The 20287-nt window shown below is 44.0% G+C and carries 13 protein-coding genes; 12 read left to right on the forward strand and 1 reads right to left on the reverse strand.

Annotation, left to right across the window (positions count from 1 at the left end; all coding sequences use genetic code 11):
• Positions 1-323 precede the first annotated feature (323 nt).
• From B2Z67_RS08505 to B2Z67_RS08515, 3 genes are all read left to right on the forward strand, one after another.
• On the forward strand, positions 324-2015 hold the full coding sequence (locus B2Z67_RS08505; protein ID WP_291529396.1) for a tetratricopeptide repeat protein: 1692 nt from the start codon (positions 324-326) through the stop codon (positions 2013-2015).
• A gap of 110 nt (positions 2016-2125) precedes the next feature.
• A complete protein-coding gene (locus B2Z67_RS08510) occupies positions 2126-3208 on the forward strand; it encodes a TlpA disulfide reductase family protein (RefSeq protein ID WP_291529397.1) in 1083 nt (360 codons plus the stop codon).
• A gap of 84 nt (positions 3209-3292) precedes the next feature.
• Positions 3293-4831: a YifB family Mg chelatase-like AAA ATPase gene (locus B2Z67_RS08515; protein ID WP_291529398.1), complete on the forward strand. Its 1539-nt coding sequence runs from the start codon at positions 3293-3295 to the stop codon at positions 4829-4831.
• Positions 4832-4854: 23 nt separating this feature from the next.
• Here the strand turns inward: B2Z67_RS08515 and B2Z67_RS08520 are convergent, their stop codons facing one another.
• The gene (locus B2Z67_RS08520; RefSeq protein ID WP_291529399.1) at positions 4855-6918 is read right to left on the reverse strand and encodes an acetate--CoA ligase family protein; all 2064 of its coding nucleotides are present in this window, start codon (positions 6916-6918) and stop codon (positions 4855-4857) included.
• Positions 6919-7112: 194 nt separating this feature from the next.
• Between B2Z67_RS08520 and B2Z67_RS08525 the strand changes: the two genes are divergently transcribed.
• The 9 genes from B2Z67_RS08525 to B2Z67_RS08565 all read left to right on the forward strand — a co-directional run bounded on the left by B2Z67_RS08525 (position 7113) and on the right by B2Z67_RS08565 (position 19762).
• Positions 7113-8837 (forward strand): tetratricopeptide repeat protein, encoded by a 1725-nt coding sequence (locus tag B2Z67_RS08525; RefSeq protein ID WP_291529400.1) that lies wholly within the window; start codon positions 7113-7115, stop codon positions 8835-8837.
• A 128-nt stretch (positions 8838-8965) separates the two neighbouring features.
• Positions 8966-9343 (forward strand): DUF3244 domain-containing protein, encoded by a 378-nt coding sequence (locus tag B2Z67_RS08530; protein ID WP_291529401.1) that lies wholly within the window; start codon positions 8966-8968, stop codon positions 9341-9343.
• Between the two features lie 547 nt (positions 9344-9890).
• Positions 9891-10349, forward strand: coding sequence for a T9SS type A sorting domain-containing protein (locus tag B2Z67_RS08535; RefSeq protein ID WP_291529402.1), 459 nt, complete (start codon positions 9891-9893; stop codon positions 10347-10349).
• A gap of 25 nt (positions 10350-10374) precedes the next feature.
• On the forward strand, positions 10375-16704 hold the full coding sequence (locus tag B2Z67_RS08540) for an FG-GAP-like repeat-containing protein (RefSeq protein ID WP_291529403.1): 6330 nt from the start codon (positions 10375-10377) through the stop codon (positions 16702-16704).
• A 9-nt stretch (positions 16705-16713) separates the two neighbouring features.
• Entirely contained in the window at positions 16714-17199 is a 486-nt protein-coding gene (locus tag B2Z67_RS08545) for a hypothetical protein (protein ID WP_291529404.1), read from the forward strand.
• Between the two features lie 276 nt (positions 17200-17475).
• A complete protein-coding gene (locus B2Z67_RS08550; protein ID WP_291529405.1) occupies positions 17476-17964 on the forward strand; it encodes a hypothetical protein in 489 nt (162 codons plus the stop codon).
• 13 nt (positions 17965-17977) lie between these two features.
• Complete coding sequence (locus B2Z67_RS08555; protein ID WP_291529406.1) at positions 17978-18463, forward strand: hypothetical protein; 486 nt, start codon at positions 17978-17980, stop codon at positions 18461-18463.
• A gap of 340 nt (positions 18464-18803) precedes the next feature.
• Positions 18804-19268 (forward strand): hypothetical protein, encoded by a 465-nt coding sequence (locus B2Z67_RS08560; protein ID WP_291529407.1) that lies wholly within the window; start codon positions 18804-18806, stop codon positions 19266-19268.
• Positions 19196-19762 carry a hypothetical protein gene (locus B2Z67_RS08565; protein ID WP_291529408.1) on the forward strand — a complete coding sequence of 189 codons (567 nt, stop codon included), beginning with the start codon at positions 19196-19198 and terminating at the stop codon, positions 19760-19762. Before B2Z67_RS08560 ends, B2Z67_RS08565 begins: the two co-directional genes overlap by 73 nt.
• Positions 19763-20287 lie beyond the last annotated feature (525 nt).

Consider the following 20287-nt stretch of genomic DNA (forward strand, 5'->3'; position numbering starts at 1 on the left):
CCCCGCAAGAGGGGAGGTGGTAGGCAGAAAGAATTCCTTAGAGTTATGATTAATAGGTATTTATTTTCCCTACCACCTCCCCCTGCGGGTACTCCTCCTCCCGGGAGGAGGAGAAACGAGATACTACTTGATTATCTGAAAAATAGTATACTTGAGTAGTTACGAAGAAAAAGGATTTCATTAATTTATAATAAAATTGGGCTTACCCCTTACAATTGCCACAGAGAATTAATATCTTTGCAAGGTCTCTTACCCTATAACAACAAACACTAAGAGAAACAAATAGATTATTTTTAATTATAAACGATTAATTGATATCTCAAATGACTAAGAAACAGTATCTGCCTTTGGTAATGGCACTGGTTGTCGTCCTCTCATCATGTGGCGGCAAAATGGGTGAATTGTCTTCTGACTACTTCACCGTAACTCCTCAGGTACTTGAAGCGAACAGTGGTAAAGTTCCTGCCACAATCAACGGAAAGTTCCCTGAAAAGTATTTTAATAAGAAAGCCGTAGTAGAAGTAACTCCGGTTCTGAGATGGAATGGCGGAGAAGCCAAAGGACAACCTGCCCTGTTCCAGGGAGAAAAGGTAGAAGGTAACGACCAGACTATCTCCTACAAAGTAGGTGGCAACTACACCATGAGAACTTCTTTCGACTATGTTCCCGAGATGGCTAAATCAGAATTGTATCTGGAATTTAAAGCTACTATCGGCAGCAAGACCGTAACGATTCCCGCCGTGAAGGTAGCCGATGGTGTAATCTCTACTTCCGAGATGGTTGAACAAACATTGAGCAGCGCCACTCCGGCAAACGGCGAAGATGCTTTCCAGCGCATCATCAAAGAGAAACACGATGCCAATATCATGTTCTTGATTCAGCAAGCCAACGTTCGCGCCAGCGAGTTGAAGACTGCAAACGATTTCAGCGGAGAAGTAAAGAACGTAGATGAAGCTGTTAACAAGAAAATCAGCAACGTCGAAGTTTCCGCTTATGCTTCCCCCGACGGTGGTGTAGGCCTGAACACCAAGTTGGCTGAAAACCGCCAGGATAACACAGCTAAGGTTATCAGCCGCGACCTGAAGAAAGCGAAAGTAGACGCAGCTATTGATACGAAATATACAGCCCAGGACTGGGACGGTTTCCAGGAACTGGTTTCTAAATCCAATATCCAGGATAAGGAATTGATTCTCCGCGTTCTGTCCATGTATTCTGACCCCGAACAAAGAGAACAGGAAATCAAAAATATCTCTTCCGTTTACAAAACTCTGGCTGACGAAGTCCTGCCGCAGTTGCGTCGTTCACGCTTGACGTTGAACTACGAAATTATCGGTAAGTCCGACGAAGAAATCGCTAACCTGGCTAACACAGATGCCAAACAGTTGAGCTTGGAAGAATTGCTGTACGCTGCAACACTTACTAACGATGCCGCCAAGCAAGAAGCTATCTTCACGAAAGCTACCCAGAACTACCCCAACGACTATCGCGCTTACAATAACTTAGGTAAACTGGCATACCAGGCCGGCAGCTTTGACAAAGCCGAAAGCTATTTCAGGAAAGCCGTTTCCATCAAGGATGCTCCCGAAGTAAACATGAACCTCGGTTTGATTTCCCTCACTAAGGGCGACGAAGCTGCTGCACAAACTTATCTGGGCAAAGCTTCAGGCGCCAAGGAACTGAACGAGGCTTTGGGTAACTTGTACATTTCTCAAGGTCAGTACGACAAGGCTGTAAGCGCATTCGGCGACACTAAGAGCAACAGTGCGGCTCTGGCACAAATCCTGGCTAAGGATTACAACAAAGCCAACAGCACATTGGGAAGCATCGAAAAGAAGGACGCTTATACAGACTATCTGATGGCAGTACTGGGTGCACGAACCAATAATTCTTCCATGGTAACCGGCAGTTTGAAAAACGCAGTTGCCAAGGATCGCTCACTGGCTAAGAAAGCTGCTTCCGATTTGGAATTCTCCAAGTACTTCACGAATGCAGACTTTATGAGCATCATCCAGTAATTCTTTACATTTTTCATAATAAAGGATTGAAATGTTCCACATTGAGAAATGTGGGGCATTTCTTTTTTATTTTCGGTAAAAGCTGTACTTTCGCAGAAAAGTATGCAAGAATGAAGAAAAGCTATCTATTATATTTATTACCGGTCGCTCTATCAGCCTGTGGCGGAGAGGGGAACGACAGTAACAAAGCCAGTCTGAAGGGTGAAATCAAAGCATTAGGAAATGATACCATTTATGTGTATGGCGTAGACAGACTGTACGATCGCATGGATACCTTGGTAGTCACGAACGATAAATTCTCAGCGACTCTTCCGGTCGATACCTTGGTAGCAACCATTCTGCAGTTCAGCGACGGGACAGAATACCCTCTCTACTTAGATAAAGGCAACAAGATACGGATAAAAGGTTCTGCCGCCGAACTCAACTTCTTACAGATTAGCGGTAATACGCCCAACGAAGAATTAACCGCCTTCAACCAAGAGTTGAAAGGCTTGGGCAAACCATCGGAAAAAGCCTTGGAGGAGAAAGCCCAAAGTTTTATCAATCAACATCCATCCTCATTAGTCAGTATCCATCTTCTGGAAAAACGCTTTGTGCAAAAAGCGCAGCCCGACTTTGCCCTCATAAAGACAATCATAGAACGTATGACAGGCGATTTGAAAGACCGCCCTTACATAGACGGACTATCCAAACTGATTGAGGAAGAAGAGAAACTGGATGTTGGGAAAACCTTACCCTATTTCCGCCTGAAAAATGCGGAAGGCAAAGATATTACCCGGACTAACTTTAAAGACCAATACCTGCTTATACAATTCTGGGCTTCGTGGGATTCCGTCAGCCTGGAAAAGAACGCCATGTTTCGTCGCATCTACAAGAAAGAACAAAAGAACAAGAACTTCGCATTGCTCGGTATTTCCCTGGATATGAATAAAGGGGTATGGAAAGAAACCATTGAGAAAGACACACTGAAATGGGAACAAGTGTGCGACTTCGCAGGCTGGAACGCCGAAGTAGTCAAGCTATTTGCCATACAGGCGATTCCTGCCAATCTGCTTATTAGTCCCACGGGAAGAATCGAAGGAAAAGGATTGGATGAAGAAGCTATTGAACAGAAATTAAAAGAAATAGAACAAAAAGAAAAAGAGAAAAAAGAAAGGGCGAGGCAAGCAACCAGAAATGCGACACGACGTTAACCCTTTATCGGAACAAGTTACCCTCGTCCAATTCGGCACCTAATTTTCAACTCTTAACTCTCAACTTTCAACTTTTTTTTCGCCATGTTAATCAAAGTATTCGGAGCGGCCGTACAAGGCATTGACGCAACCCTCATCACTATTGAAGTAAACTGTTCGCGAGGCTGTATGTTTTACCTTGTCGGACTTCCGGATTCCGCCGTTAAGGAAAGCCACCAACGCATTCTTTCCGCATTGCAAGTCAATGGATACCGGATACCTACCAACAATATTGTTATAAATATGGCGCCTGCCGATATCCGTAAAGAAGGTTCGGCTTATGATTTGCCGCTTGCCATAGGTATGCTTGCTGCCGGAGAAGTTGTTCAGTCTGAGAGATTAAACCGTTACCTGCTGATGGGCGAATTAAGCTTGGACGGCAGCCTGCAACCGATAAAAGGCGCTTTGCCCATTGCCATCATGGCGCGTGAACTGGGATTTGAAGGTATTGTTATTCCCCGCCAGAATGCCCGCGAAGCAGCAGTGGTAAACCGTTTGCAGGTATATGGAGCAGAAAACATCAAGGAAGTTATCGAGTTCTTCAACGGCAATCAGGAGCTTACCCCTACTTTAGTCAACACACGCGAAGAGTTCTATGCACAGCAAAGCAGCTTCGAACTGGATTTCTCTGATGTGAAAGGACAAGAGAACGTAAAGCGGGCACTTGAAGTAGCAGCGGCAGGCGGGCACAACATCATTCTTATCGGTGCGCCCGGCAGTGGTAAATCCATGTTAGCCAAACGGCTTCCTTCTATTCTGCCCCCATTAGCTTTAGGAGAAAGTCTTGAAACCACCAAAATACATTCCGTCGCCGGGAAGTTACAAGCCGGTACAGGGCTTATCTCCAAACGCCCTTTTCGTGATCCGCACCATACCATTTCCACAGTGGCCATGACAGGCGGAGGCAGTTACCCGCAACCGGGAGAAATCAGTCTGGCGCATAATGGTATCCTGTTTTTGGATGAACTTCCCGAATTCAACCGGAGCGTACTTGAGGTTCTCCGCCAGCCACTGGAAGATCGTAAAATCACGATTTCCCGCGTGAAGAATAACGTGGAATATCCGGCAAGTTTTATGCTGGTAGCATCCATGAATCCATGCCCTTGCGGATATTACAACCACCCTACAAAAGATTGTGTGTGCAGTCCGGGGCAGGTACAGAAGTATCTGAATCGCATATCGGGGCCTTTGCTCGACCGCATCGACCTGCAAATAGAAGTTGTACCCGTACCTTTTGAAAAGATGGCAGATGCCCGTCCCGGCGAGGCAAGCGCCCACATACGCGAACGCGTTATAAACGCCCGGCAAGTTCAGGAAAGAAGGTACACGGATATTCCCGGAATATACTGCAACGCGCAGATGAACAGCAAGTTGCTTTCATTATACGCCCGCCCGGACGATAAGGGACTGGCATTACTGAAAAATGCCATGAATCGCCTTAACCTTTCGGCACGAGCCTACGACCGCATACTGAAAGTATCCCGCACCATTGCCGACCTTGAAGGCAGCGAACTTATACAACCGGTACACCTGGCAGAGGCTATCGGATACAGGAACTTAGACCGGGAGAACTGGGCGGGATAGGGGGAGAACGGGCAGATTTACGCTTACTTCTTTTCTATCCGTATACGCGCATCGACGGCAGTCACCTGCTTCTCCGTGGCAAGCAACGGATTAATATCCATTTCCTTTATCTCCGTGGCAAAGCGCAGCAATGTAGAAAGGCGGACGATGATTTCTGCGAATTTATCTTCGTTCACCCCTTTCTGCCCGCGTGTGCCTTTGATAATCTTATAAGCGCGGAGGGAGCGAATCATAGAGTAAGCCTCTTCGTACGAAAGGGGCGCCAAGCCGGAGGAAACATCCTTGAGTACTTCCACGAAAATACCTCCCAAACCGCAAAGTACCACGTGGCCGAACTTTTCTTCATATTTGGCGCCAATGAAAAGCTCGGTTCCTTTCAGCATGGGCTGTACCAGGATGCCCGTTACTTCCGGGATTTGCATCATACGGTCGAATTCAAATGCCAGGTGTTGTTCTCCCGTGATGTTAAGTACCACACCGCCCACATCTGATTTATGAACCGGACCTACTACTTTTGCCACAACCGGAAATCCGGTGCGATGAGCAAAAGCAAGCACCTCTTCTTTCCGGGCGGATACGAATTCTTCTACTACGGGAATGCCGGCAGAGCGGAGCAAAGCCTGTACATAGTGCGGCTCGATATATCCATCGGCAGGAATGGAGTCGATGATACGGCGGATACGTGGCACATCCACACCAAAGAGTTCTATTTCATTGGCGGCAGGCTTCGGGGCATTCATAATCCGGGAGAGTGCTGTGCCCAAGGTTACTTCGTCGGCAAAGTTTACATGCCCTTTGGCAAGAAAAGCGGCAACTTCCGCTCCTGCAGTATTGATGGAAGGAAGAATGGGAAATATCGGTTTACGGCAGGTGAGCATCTTTTCGTGCAACACATCGTACATCTCGAACATGGTAACCAGCCCCGGCGTACCGAAGATGGCAAGCACCGCATCTATATCATCAAACTTCTCCTCGCAATATTCCAGGCAGAGACGCAGGTGTTCGGGAGTTCCGGTAGCCAGAATATCAATCGGATTTCCCACCGCCGCACCGGGAAACAGCTTGCTTTTCAGTTCATCCGCTACCGCACCTTCCAGCTTAGGAACATTCAGCCCACCCTTACTAAGAGCGTCGGTCAGCATAACACCCGGTCCGCCGGCATGGGTAATGATAGCAAAGTTCTTTCCTTTCAGTTCCGGCAAAGTGAAGATACAGCCTGCTGTCGTCAACTCTTCACGGGAAAAACAGCGCACAATGCCCGCTTTACGGAACAAAGCCTCCACCGCCGAATCCGAACTGGCAATAGCGCCTGTATGCGAAGAAGCCGCACGACTTCCGCTCTCACTGCTACCTGCCTTGATGGCGGCAATCTTGCAGCCTTTCTTTATCAAAGAAGAAGCATGGAACAGCAGACGGTCGGGGTCGGCAATACTTTCAATATAGAGCAATTTAATCTTAGAATCTTCATCCGGATGGAAGTTTTCGTCCATGTATTGCAATACATCCTCCACACCTATCTGCTTGGCATTTCCCACAGACCAGACAGAGTTAAACTGCAAGCCTTTCGTTACCGCACTTTCCAGAAGGAACACAGCCGTTGCGCCCGAACTGGAAATCAGATCTACCCCTTGGGGATGCAGTTGAGGAATGGGTTGGCTGAATACGCTGTGATGCCAGGTATTCATCAGCCCGATACAGTTCGGACCTATGAGGGCGGCTCCATACTTGTTCACTGTCTCCAGAATGCGGTTCTCCAACAAAGCGCCTTCGCGGGTTTCTTCTCCAAAACCGGCCGAAAGAATGATAAATGCCCGCACTTGCTTTTCAGCCGCAAGTACTTCCACGGTGTCGGGGCACATAGATGCCGGAATAGCAAGTATGGCCAAGTCTGTATCAGGAATGTCTTGTACACCGGCATATGCCGTTATGCCTTGTATTTCAGTTTCTTTAGGATTTACGGCACGCAGTTCGCCGGAATAACTACCGTTTATCAGGTTACGCAGGATTGCACCGCCCGGTTTGTGCACATTATTAGATGCTCCTACCACTACAATGCTGGCAGGACGAAGCAGTTGGTCTGTTATCATAGTCTATTCATTATTAAATTCGTGATACGACACACAAATATACGTTTTTTATGCAATTCCGCAACCGGAAAGAGAAGATAATCCAACGTTCATCATAAAGCAAACTATAAAATATATATGCTCCCTTCCACATGGAAATATGGAATATCCGGATTAAATGAATACTTTTGCGGTGTAATTAATACCGCCCAACGATGAAACATTTATTCTATATAATAGTATGCCTTTTATCAGTCTCATGCGTACAACAGCATACTTCCAATGTCTTACTGGTGCAGGCTGACTCATTAATGCAAACTTTGGCGGACAGCGCATTGCATATTCTGGAAAGTATAGACCCGCAAAGATTAGAAACTCCAGGTAATCATGCCTATTACGCTTTACTGTTGACACAAGCCAGAGATAAAAACTATGTTGTACAAACGGATGATTCGTTGATACGAATGGCTGTGCAATATTATGATTCCATAAAGGATGCATCCATGCAGGCTAAAGCATATTTTTATCTGGGATGTATATATAGAGACGCCAACCAAAGCGGAGAAGCCGTTAAAGAATATCTAACTGCCCTTCCTTTCGCAGAAAAGACCAGAAATGCAAAACTGGCAGGACAAATCTATCATAATGCAGGATATTTATACTTCATACAAAACCTGATGACAGAAGCTGATTCTATTTTTCAGTTATCGGAAAAAACATTTATCCAACTGAATGATACCACTTTTTGGGCGGAAGCATTGTCTTATCAAGGACAGATTAGCATTGAAAAAGGGGAAAAATACTATCCTAAGGCGGAACAAAAATTAGTAGAAGCACTCAAAATGACCACTGTTCCCAAATACAGGCGAATACATTCGAATGTAACAGCTTCGCTGAGTTCATTATATAGCAGAATGGGGGAAAAAGAGAAATGCATTCAATATGCAAAATTAAATATCAGCCTATTGAAAGATAGCGCACGCCTTCATCGAGCCTACTTACTTCTGGGTGATGCATACTTTAAATCAAAGTTATATGATTCTGCTACCATATACATAAACAAAAGTCTATCTTCTCCCAGATATAGAATCAAAACCATTGCTTATGCGCGTTTAGCCGAAATTGCAAAAAAACAAGGGGACATAAAGAAGTCGCTTGACCTCACGGAAAAGTACACACTCTACAAGGACAGCATACACCTGACGCAACAAAGCAATAACATTATTAATGCTGAAAAGGAAGTAGAAAAACAACAATATACAGATACGTTAAAACAACAGCATAACAAACAGTCTATTTTAATTATAGTCAGTATCTTCCTTACAGGTATCATAGGTATCATTTGTATCCTATTAAGAAGATACAAATCAAAGACACGCGACTTGGAAGATCATCAATCTCATTTAAAGCAAGAACTGGCACAACTTAATGACGAAATTGCCGAAAAAGAAAAATCAGCGATTTTATTACAAGAACAAATCGAATGGCATCAGGCTAACGAAAAAGAGAGAAAGAGGCTTCAACAAGAGCTTGAAGCCACTAACAAAGAACGGGATGCATTGGCAAAACAGCAGGACGCATTGGCAAAAGAGGCCCTTGAATATTTCAGAGTATATAAAAAAATAGAGAAAATTCTTGATTCGTATGAAAAATATGATGAATCGGAAGAACAACTTAATGAAGAAGACTGGAAAACACTAATAGCAGCAACCAACAGTCGTTGGGATAATATTATTATGCGAATAAGTTCGCAATACAATTTATCGGAAACAGAAATACAGCTTTGTTGTATGGCTTTGGCAAATCTTTCCACCACCGACATAGCATATCTTATAGGATGTTCAAAACATACTATTTATAGAAGAGAGGATGACATTTTTGCAAAGTTTGGTCACACGAAAGAGCGTAATACGCTGAGTCGTATTCTTAAAAAGATTTAAATTAGACGATATTAGCCTTCTTTCCACAAAAATATATAGTTAAAAAGACAAAAGTTTCCTGTTTGAGACTTTTTGTTGCACGAAACTCTGCTATATTTGTGTCGAACAACTATTAAATAAGGAAAATTATGAGGAAGCTATTTTGGTTATTTCTGGTTTCATTTCTGGTAAGTGGAACTTCTGCGTTTGCTACTCCCAATGATGGAGGTATTATTATTACTCTTGAGAAAGAAGTAATGCTGGATGAAGAGTTACCCCAAGCCCGAAGTCTTTTTGAACCTGCATACGCCTTTTTAGAGGATAATATGGTACATGTCCTTTTCCAAAAAATAATACCTGCGGTTACCATCCGAATTATTCAAGAATCTACCGGACAAGTTATTTATTCAAACGACTATTTTAGTCCGTCAACCGTTTCCATAGATGTTGATGGACAAGAACCGGGAACATATCTGATAGAAATTATCTCGGAAAGAATACACATGCACGGTGAATTCGACCTTTGATTCTTAGAAATAAAGAACACTATATTGAAAACTGGTCCTTCCTTCACTACTTATGCCGTATAGTACTATTCGCAAATAATACTGTTCGCGTAAGTAGTGAGAAGGAGGGGTTTGCCCGAAACAGTTTCTAAATAATGCGAAAAATATACTTTGATGATCTAAATCAAGAGTCTTGTTCTGTACCAATAATAAATCAATTCGGGGGCGAAGGTGATAAAAGCGGAACAAGGCTTCTTGATTATTTAGACTTAACACAGAAAACTATTATTGTAGAGAGAGAATAGACATGAGTAGAATACATTAAAAAGGAAAACCCTAAACCGGGCATTAGACTATAATAAGACAGGATAACCTAAACTTTAACTATGAATTTCTACTCATGCATATTAGGTTGAAAATTTGGATTTTTATCTGTCTGTGGGCAATGTTTCTTCATTAAAAGTGTGTGGCAGAGATTGCCACACACTTTACATAAACTATCTAATGCGGCTTTCATAAACAGCGTCTGTAATACACATATTAAACTAACTAATAACTTTATATGCTTATGAAAAACGAAAAACGCCCCCCCGTGCGAGCAATATCTGTACTCGTACCCTTTTTTATTCTATTTCTATGTTCGGGAGCGGAAGCGTTTGCTCAACGAATCAAGTATCTTTATGACAACGCCGGCAACCGGATCACTCGCCAGGAGATTGTAGTATCCACCACCCGGGCGGCAATGGATAATGAAGAGGAAACCGTGTACCAGGAGGAACTCTCCGAAAGCAAGATTACCATCTACCCCAACCCCACCCGGGGCGTACTTAGAGTGGACATATCGGGAGTGGAAGCGTTTGAAAACGCCGGTATCTCCCTTTATGACCTCACCGGAAAGCAGTTACGCCAATGGAGGGAAGTCTCCGGGTCTAACACAATAGACATCTCCGACCGGAATCCCGGCGTCTACATCCTGCAGATTGCCTACAACGGCAATGTGAGCAGTTGGAAGATAATCAAAGAATAACATGACTTAATACGAATACGGAAATATGAAAAGAAATAGATGTAATAATTGGGCAATTATAAAACGATATATACTTGCCGTATCGGCGTTACTGTGCAGCCTGCCGGGCTACGCTCAAATCATAATAAACAACGATTCCCTTGTACTGGACTTGTCCAAGCATGAATTCACTCAGGAAGCCGGCTCGGACGGTTTGTACAAGGTGATAACCAAAGTCAATGAACTTACCACCGGAACCCCGGAATATCAGGCGAACTTCTCCACGATGGTCTTACCCTTACTTCCGGGAGGCGATCTCCCTCCTATACTTCCTCCCATAACCCCTCCTATAGCCCCTCCCTTACCCGAACTGCCCGCTACGGTAACAGTAGACCGGACAAAGGCGGTGGGCGAAATCCCATACCAGTCAAGCGTGAATAACGGTTCGCTCTCCTACAACGTTCCAATCGACATTTATGGAGGCAGGAACGGGCATCAGCCTTCGCTTTCCCTGTCTTACAATAGTCAGATGGGCAACGGCGTCGCCGGATATGGCTGGAGCATTGGCGGATTGTCGAGTATCTCCGTCACGCATTCAAACTATTACTACGACGGCAACGATGCCCGCCCTGCTACCACCGACAGGTATTCCGCCTACTCACTGGATGGCAACCGACTGATTAAAACAGACGAAACGACCACCAAAATTGAATACCAGACAGAGTTCGGGAACATCAAGGTCACTTTCTATGCTCCTTCGGGGGGGTACTATTTTGACGTGCGGTATCCGGACGGGAAAAGAGCTACGTTTGGAACCTCCGGCAATACGTCAGCACAGCTCAACTATCCCGTTACCCGCTATACGGATGCCCTGGGTGGATACATTGACTATGCCTATATATTGATGGATAACGTGTATTATGTCACGGAAGTGAAATACGGCTACGGCTCCACCCAGCACGGGGCAGTGAGATTCAGCTATAATAGCTCGCGAAGCGATGCCGGAACTTTGTACATGGCAGGACGGAGAGTGGAAATGAACAGGCTGCTGACCAAGATAGAGACCTATTACCAATCGTCCGTGCTTCTCAGCACCTATACACTGACCCATGAGACAAGCATCTATTCGTTTCTTTCCCAAATCAGCCTGAAAGTGAACGGCAAGGAAGTGAACCCGCTGATGTTCTACTATGGGAACGGTTCCGGTTCAGGCGCAGGCTATTTCCAAACGGACATGGCTTTCCTTAGTACTTATTTTGCCAACAGCAATGCTCCCGACCTGATTCTTCGCAAGGGCAAGTTCAACTCCCTTGTGGGAAGCGAGGGACTTGTGGCTTATCCTAATTTTAACTCGTATGGTGTTACGGGGCATGACAGCAAAAATAATTGTACGTATGGCAGCCTGTACAGTTCCACACAGTCGCTGCTGATTTACAAAAACCTGGGGGATTACATCTGCACGCCGGTAACGATTCAGGCGGGCAGTGGCTTCCAAACACTGATTCCCGCCGACATGGACGGTGACGGGAACGACGAATTAGTAAGGGTGAACTACGCGCTCAGCGGTAGCAACGCCCTTATTAGCCTTACTACCTACGACAAGAACATGACCGCGCGTACCACTTCCTTTACGGAAGAAGGTTCCTTTACCGAAGGCAGTTGGCGAAGCCCCATACCCAGAACCTTCCTTACAGGCGACTTTAACGGTGACGGAAAAACGGAACTCATGGCGGTAGGCGGCTACAAGACGCCCCGCGGAGACACCCGGGCGCAGTCGACAACCACCCTGTACAATCTTGAATCGAGAACAAAGATTTTTACGGGAACTCCATTCCTGTACGACTACTTCAAAGATGCCCTCTTCTCTATGGATTATAACGGCGACGGAAAGACGGACGTTTGCCTGATAAATGGTAGCGGGACGCATATATACTCCCGGCAGGAAAGCAGTTTTGTGGAAATTGCTTCCACCTACGGCGTCAGGAATACGGATATATCAAGCACCGGCAAAAAGGAATTGCTGGTGCAAGACATCAACGGCGATGGGATAACAGACTTGCTGCTAACTCCCAAGAAGGATGATTATACATTGCAAGCATCTACGCAGCTCTGCGGCGTATGCCAGGGATGCCGGGGTGAGGTTATTGATGATCCCTGGACAGACCCCTTCAATCCGGGCGGTGGTATAGGCGGTGGCCCGGGTGGCGGTATTGACCAACCCATCAGCAGATGTCTGAACCCTATTATCACATATACTAAGCGTCCCAACAGCACGCACCAGACGTGGACATTGCTATCAGGAACCGGAACCGGCTTTGCAAGCAGCACCTTCGAGTTCCTGTCCTATACGGATATAAACTCCAGTAGTGGTGCCAAATACCTGTTCCTGCTTCACGATATCAACGGCGACCGATTTCCGGACATGGCGATGAAATCGGGCAGCCAAGTCAGAGTGTACTTGAATAACAATGGGACATTCAAGACCACGGCCGAGTCGTCGAGAGTAACCATAGACTCTGACTCCCATTTCATTGCAGGAGCCATAGAAAACATGGGCGGTTACCGCACCAGCCAGTGGCTGAGCATCAAGGATGCCTCGGTGACCCCGATATTCTATACGCGCAACGAGGCGCGCGAAAGGATGCTCACCGGCATGATAAACAGCTACGGAGTAGTTGCGAAGACGGAATACGCCAACCTGACGGACGGTTCCTCCTACGGGATGACCGCCAACTACACCTCTTCCTTTCCTCACAACAAGCTGTATGCCGATGTCAACGTGGTTCGCAACACCTACTCCGTATGTAACGGAGAGACGCTGGGTTCCCAATCCTACTATTACAACGACGCCGTTATCCACCGTCAGGGTTTGGGATTCCGCGGCTTCCGGAAAATCACGATGCGCGATTTGAATGCGGGCACGCAGGTAGAACAAACCTTCGACCCTACGCGGTTCGGAGTAATGACGGATATGCTCACCCCCACGACAGAGGTGCACTGTAGCTACAACGTAAACGTCGCGCCCAACAAGTTAACCAGCGTTACGTTAACCTCCAAGGTCGAGATAGACTTGCTGAAAAATAACACCAACATGCTCAGTTACACGTACGACTCTTATGGAAACATAACACGTGAAGTACTCTACCATGGTACTTACGCTACAGTAACCACCGCTAATACTTACGTCAATACGAATAATACCACGACTTACAAGTTAGGCTTCCTGCGCGAACAGGTAACCTCCACGGTACGAGGGACTTCAACCCCGTGGGTGAAGACGAGATCCATATCTTCCTACAACAGCAATTTCCTTCCGTTGACCGAAATACAGTATGTCAATAACCAAATTGTCTCCGAGATTACCCGTTCATATACCAATAACTTGCTTATGCAGGAATCCCTGGAAGAGTATGACTCCGGCAATGAATTGACTACCAGATATGAATATGACACCTACGGCAGGGTTACAAAGAAGACCGACCCCTTGGGCCTGTATGAAACATACCAATACAACAATAAGGGACAACTGGAATCCTCCACGAACCACAAGTCGAAGGCGACCGAGTTCAAGTACGACGACTTCGGAAGGCAAGTGAAGACTATCCACCCGGATGGAGTAGTGGACAGCATCTTGGTGGCATGGGCTTCGAGTGCGGGTTCGGCACTGAGGGTGACCACCGTTACCGCCACCGGCGCTCCGGCTTCTCAAACCTACTACGACGCCTGGGGGCGTGAAGTGCGAAGCGGCAAGCAGCGCTTCGACGGGAGTTATGTATATACGGATAAGCTGTACGACGGAAAGAGCCGTCTCCATAAAGTCTCCATGCCGTTTAAGGGAACCGCCCCCACGCTGTGGAATACATACGCGTATGACACCTACGACCGGATAACCTCACTGCTGTACGCCTCGGGAAAAGAAGACACCTACTCGTATTCCGGCATGAACATCAACACGGAAATAGACGGCGTAAGGAAGACAAATTACTACAACGTTGCGGGCGAATTGGTTGCGATTTACCACTACGGGGCGGGTCCGATAACCTATATTTACCGCCCGGACGGACAGTTGGAAAAGGTAACCGCTCCGGAATATATTGTCACCGAGTTTGAGTACGATATCTACGGCAGGCGGATTGAACTGAATGACCCAAGCCTGGGAGTCACTACCTACCAATATGATGAGTACGGAAACATGATATTGGAAACGGATGCCAACGACGGAACTACAGAGTACGAATATGACGCACACCACCGCCTGACCAAGAAGAAAGTTGCCGGGCAGACAATAAGCTACCTTTATTATCCGGACAACCTGATTAAGTCTGAAACAAACTCGAACGGGACTTCGAAGATATATGAATATGACGATTACCTGCGCTTGAAAACCGTAACGGAAAACAATGTAGATACAAAGTCGCTGAAGAAAACGTACACTTATGCAGGCGGCAACATCTCGGCTCTCGCTTATGCCTCCAATGCAGGAAGTATCGTGACGGAGAACTACACCTACACCAACGGTCACCTGAAAGAGATCAAGCTCAATAACACCACCTCCATCTGGAAGCTGATGAGCGAGAACGCTTTAGGAATGGTTACGAGCGTTACCACCGGAGGATTGACCCGCACCTATTCGTATGACGCCTACGGCAACCCCACGGGCAGAACAGTGAAAAATGGTTCCACGGTGATTCAGAACTCCGGCTACAGCTTCAACCCACAAACAGGCAACCTAACCTCGCGGAAAGACAACGTGCGGAACATTCAGGAAAGCTTCGGGTACGATAACCTGAACCGGTTGACGAGCTTCGCCGGAAAGACCGCAACGTACGGCATTACGGGCAACATCACAAGCATGTCCCATGTAGGAACGTATCAATACCATGCCACCAAGAAGTATGCCCTCGAATTTGTAACTCCTTACGGAAGCACAGTCCCCACGCGCGAGCAGGAAGTCACGTACAATGCCCAGCGGCGTCCCGTGACGATTGCGGAGAACGGCTACACAGCCACATTTACTTACAACGGAGATGGCGAGCGGGTGAAGATGGTTACCAAGCAAGGAAGCACAGTCAAGTCCACGAAGCATTACTGGGGCAACCAGTACGAAACGGAAACGGGAACTGCGGGAAGCAAGGAGATACTCTACCTGGGCGGTGACGCCTATTCCGCACCGGCTGCTTATGTGAAGGAAGGCTCGGGTGCCTGGGCTGTTTACTACCTGTGCGCCGATTACCTGGGAAGCATCACCCACGTGGTAAGTTCAACAGGAACCATCAAGCAAGAGTTAAGCTACGACGCCTGGGGCAGGTTGAGGAACCCTGCGAACCAAACGTTATACGCCGTTGGCTCGGAACCCGCCCTGTTCTTAGGCAGGGGCTATACGGGTCATGAACATTTGACGCTGTTCGGGTTAGTCAATATGAATGCCCGCTTGTACGACCCCGTTGTCGGACGGTTCCTGAGTCCTGACCCTCGTGTGCAGAATCCCGGCGATAGCCAGAACTATAACCGATACTCGTATTGCTTGAATAATCCGCTGAGGTATGTAGACCCGAGTGGAGAAATATGGTGGATCCCTGTATTTTTGGCTGCTGTTTTTGCAGCAGGTAACACGGTCGCTCATGCCATCCGAGGGGATATTCATAGCATTGGAGATGGCTTAAAGTATTTCGCTCAAGGTGCGGTAACAGGTTTGGCATTAGGTTATGCTTGGCAATTTGCACCTTTAATACCTTGGGTGGGCAGTGCAATACAAGCAGGTATGACTTACTATGCTTATGCCCAAGTCCGCGTTGGTGTTTTGGGCATGGTAGGCGGAGCAATTAATGCCGGTTGGAATGGATTGGAGAGAGCTGGAAAATCCTTTTTGGGTAATTTCTACCTGGATGAAAACGATTGGTGGGGTGGAATATTGCAGGGATATACACGCCATACGTGGGAAATGCCACAATCACTCATCGGGCATGGATATACACATATCAGAAATTCTTTTAACAGGGTTGATAGAGTAGATTATTTTGGTGGGGTTACTTTTGCAACCAATGAAAATACAAATTATAATGATGGTGTAAGTATAGGCAATTTTATTAATATAAATATAAAAAAAGAAATCACAAACAATTTTGATGAATATGTCCTTTCCAACCCTCTGTATATGCACGAATACGGACATACGATTGATAGCAGGAGACATGGATTCGCTTATTTGTTTGCAGTAGGGATACCAAGTATTCTTAGTGCAGACAAAGCAAAAAGAGATCCTACCCATCATCATTATGAATCTGGGACAGAAACAAGAGCAAATAGGCGTGCTAAAGAATACTTTAAAAAACATTTCAATATAAATTGGGAATATTATCGTTATCCATTAAGATAATTAATAAAAATGAAAAAAATACATTTAGCAATAGGGGTTGCAATACTTTTTACTAGTTGTAAATGCAACTTGACAGATAAAAGTTATTCTGTTTTTATAGACAATAAATCAGAGTTTGTTATTTCTTCATATTTAGCTTTGGGAGGAAAAGGAGAAACTGCATATCCTGACACATCGTTGCTTTTTGAGAGGAAGTGTGTTGGATATGCGACAAAGCCGGGTAGTAGAGCCGATCAAGCATTGCCTACTTTCACCTATGAAGAATGGTTTGCAATGCTTCCACAAGACACCTTATCTATATTCATTTTCAATCAAGAGGTGTTGAATAATTATTCTTGGGAACAAATTCAACAGGATTACAACATTTTACAGCGTTATGATTTGAGTTTGGAAGATTTTTATAGGCTTTCAGACAAGAATGATAATCCCGTTATAACTTATCCACCTACTGAAGCGATGAGAAATATGAAGATGTATCCACCGTATAGTCAGTAAAAGTAGTTGTGATTTTCAAATCGAATACGGTAGTGTATCCGCTGAAGCAATGACACATTTAAAGTGAGAGAGAATTTCTCTTTCTCTCTCACTTTAATTCCAAATGACTCTTGCATCGCAGTATCAGCATAGGAATTTACAACAGTAGTAAACCATTGAGTGTTGAAAATATAGATTAATTGCTCAAACGTTCTATTTATGAGGACAACAATAAAAGTAATAGCATTATGATGTAAATTGGCCATACTTTAAATATTCACTAAAATAATGTAGAATATGAAAATTAGACATTTTATTATCTGTAGTATCGCAACAATCATCGTCGTACTTGGATGTAAAAAAATCCCAGAAAGAAGTTATTCGGTATGGATGACAAATAAATCAAAAGAAACGATTTCTTCATATTGGGCTTTAGATCCAGAAAGACACAGTTATCCGGACACAACCTTGTCTTTTGGAAAAGAAGAAAGTATTGGATATATAATAAAACCAGGAAACACCTCTTATGGGGGTGTTCCTCTCTTAACAATTGAAGAATGGATTTTACGACTTCCCAAAGATACTTTATCTATTTATATTTTTTCTCAGGACACAGTAAACAAATATAGTTGGTCCGAAATACAATCGGATTATAAAGTCTTAAGGCGTTATGATCTTAGTATAGGAGACATACATGCTCTTTATAATGAATATGATATACCAGATATTCCTTATCCACCCACAGAAAAAATGAAAAATATGAAGATGTATCCGCCGTACCATTAAGATAATCAATAAAATGAAAAAAATACATTTAGCAATAGGAGTTGCACTACTTTTTATGAGTGGTAAATGCAACTGCGTAGATAATAGTTATCCTGTTTTTATATATAATAAATCGGAGTTTATTATTTCTTCATATTTAGCTTTGGGAAGAACAGGACAAACTGCATATCCTGATACATCGTTGCTTTTTGAGAAGAAGTGTGTTGGATATGAGACAAAGCCGGGCGATAGAGCCTATCAATCATTACCTACTTTCACCTATGAAGAATGGTTTGCAATGCTACCACAGGACACCTTGTCTATATTCATTTTCAATCAAGAGGTATTGGATAATTATTCCTGGGAACAAATTCAACAAGATTATAACATTTTACAGCGTTATGATTTGAGTTTGGAAGATTTTTATAGCCTTTCAGACAAGTATGGTAATCCCGTTATAACTTATCCGCCTACTGGAGCAATGAGAAATATGAAGATGTATCCACCGTATGGTCAGTAAAAGTCGTTGCAGTTTTCAAACCGGATACAGTGGTGTATCCTCCGAAGCAATGACACATTTAAAGTGAGAGAGAATTTCTCTTTCTCTCACTTTAATACCAAACGATTCTTACATTAGTAATATTGGTGTAGGATTTTACAATGCGAGCAAATAATATAAAAATATGAACTATTTTTCATGGAAACAACAATAAAAGTAATAGCATTATGCTTATTGTCATGCATATTGTCAGCATGTCCGGGAATAAGCAAAGTGCAAGTAGAAAAACTGAAAATTACTTTAGCAAATATGGTGTAATATGGAAAGAAGAAGATAATCCAACTTGGTAAAAAACATGATTATGAAGAAGATATTTTTAAGCAGTTTATTATTGTTATTTTCTCAGTGTAAAGATGATGGATTGGCACGCTATATTGATTTTTACAATAATTCAGATAAGCCTATCTGTTATTATATGCCTTGGGAGGATGGAGTGTTTTATCCGGACACTATTTTGCCTAACATTATTCCCATGCCTTATAAACCTTTCCCATTTAACAAGTATTCGAATGCTAATTTTGGGAACCCGGGACCGAATGAAAATACTCTTTTCGCAATGTTTCCAACAGACACTATGTCTATTTTCTTTTTTGATCCTGATACATTGGCAAAATATGAGTGGGAGACTATCAGGCAAGATTATAAAATATTAGTACGCTACGATTTAAGTCACAATGATTTGAAAGCATTAGATTGGCGTATTTATTATCCACCCACAGAAAAAATGAAAAATATGAAGATGTATCCGCTGTACCATATAAGATAATTAATAAAATAAAAAAAATACATTTAGCAATAGGAGTTGCAATACTTTTTATGAGTGGTAAATGCAACTGCGTAGATAATAGTTATTCTGTTTTTATAGATAATAAATCGGAGTTTGTTATTTCTTCATGTTTAGCTTTGGGAAGAACAGGACAAACTGCATATCCTGATACATCGTTGCTTTTTGAGAAGAAGTGTGTTGGATATGAGACAAAACCGGGCGGTAGAGCCTATCGAGCATTGTTTACTTTCACGCATGAAGAATGGTTTGCAATGCTACCACAGGACACCTTATCCATATTCATTTTTAATCAAGAAGTGTTGAATAATTATTCCTGGGAACAAATTCAACAGGATTATAACATTTTACAGCGTTATGATTTGAGTTTGGAAGATTTTTATGCCCTTTCAGACAAGTATGGTATTCCCGTTATAACTTATCCACCTACTGGAGCAATGAGAAATATGAAGATGTATCCACCGTATGGTCAGTAAAAGTCGTTGTAGTTTTCAAACCGGATATTGTATTTAGATTCAGTACTTGGTACAGCTTGTTTACACCACAGTAGGTATAGCGAGCACTTAAAAGTACAATCATTGCATCAGGTGGCGGAGAAGCTCTCCGCCATGATAACCGCTGGTTTAAGGTGGATGCCAGTTATAAAGGGATGAAGTATTTTGAGAAACACTATGGTAGTGAACGGTAGTGTATCCTCCTAAAGAATGAAAATTTTAAGCGTAGTTGATAAGTTCTATTTCGACTTTGAATAACAAAAATACCAACCTGCATTATCCATACTGTAGCCGCAGATAAAGTGCTCCGATAGGGAGGATACGCTTCGTTCCAAAGCCTGGAACATTTTGTTTCGCTATGCAATACATTTTGTTTCACCGTATTGAAACTCTTTGTTCCAATGTGAAATACACTTTGTTTCATTACGATGGAACAAAGTGTCTTTCACATTGGAACAAAGAGTTTCAATACGGTGAAACAAATAGTTTCAGCCCGGTGAAACAAAA

Origin of the sequence: Bacteroides sp. UBA939 (genome assembly GCF_002293435.1) — a bacterium.
In the GTDB taxonomy this organism is placed as follows: Bacteria; Bacteroidota; Bacteroidia; order Bacteroidales; family Bacteroidaceae; genus Bacteroides.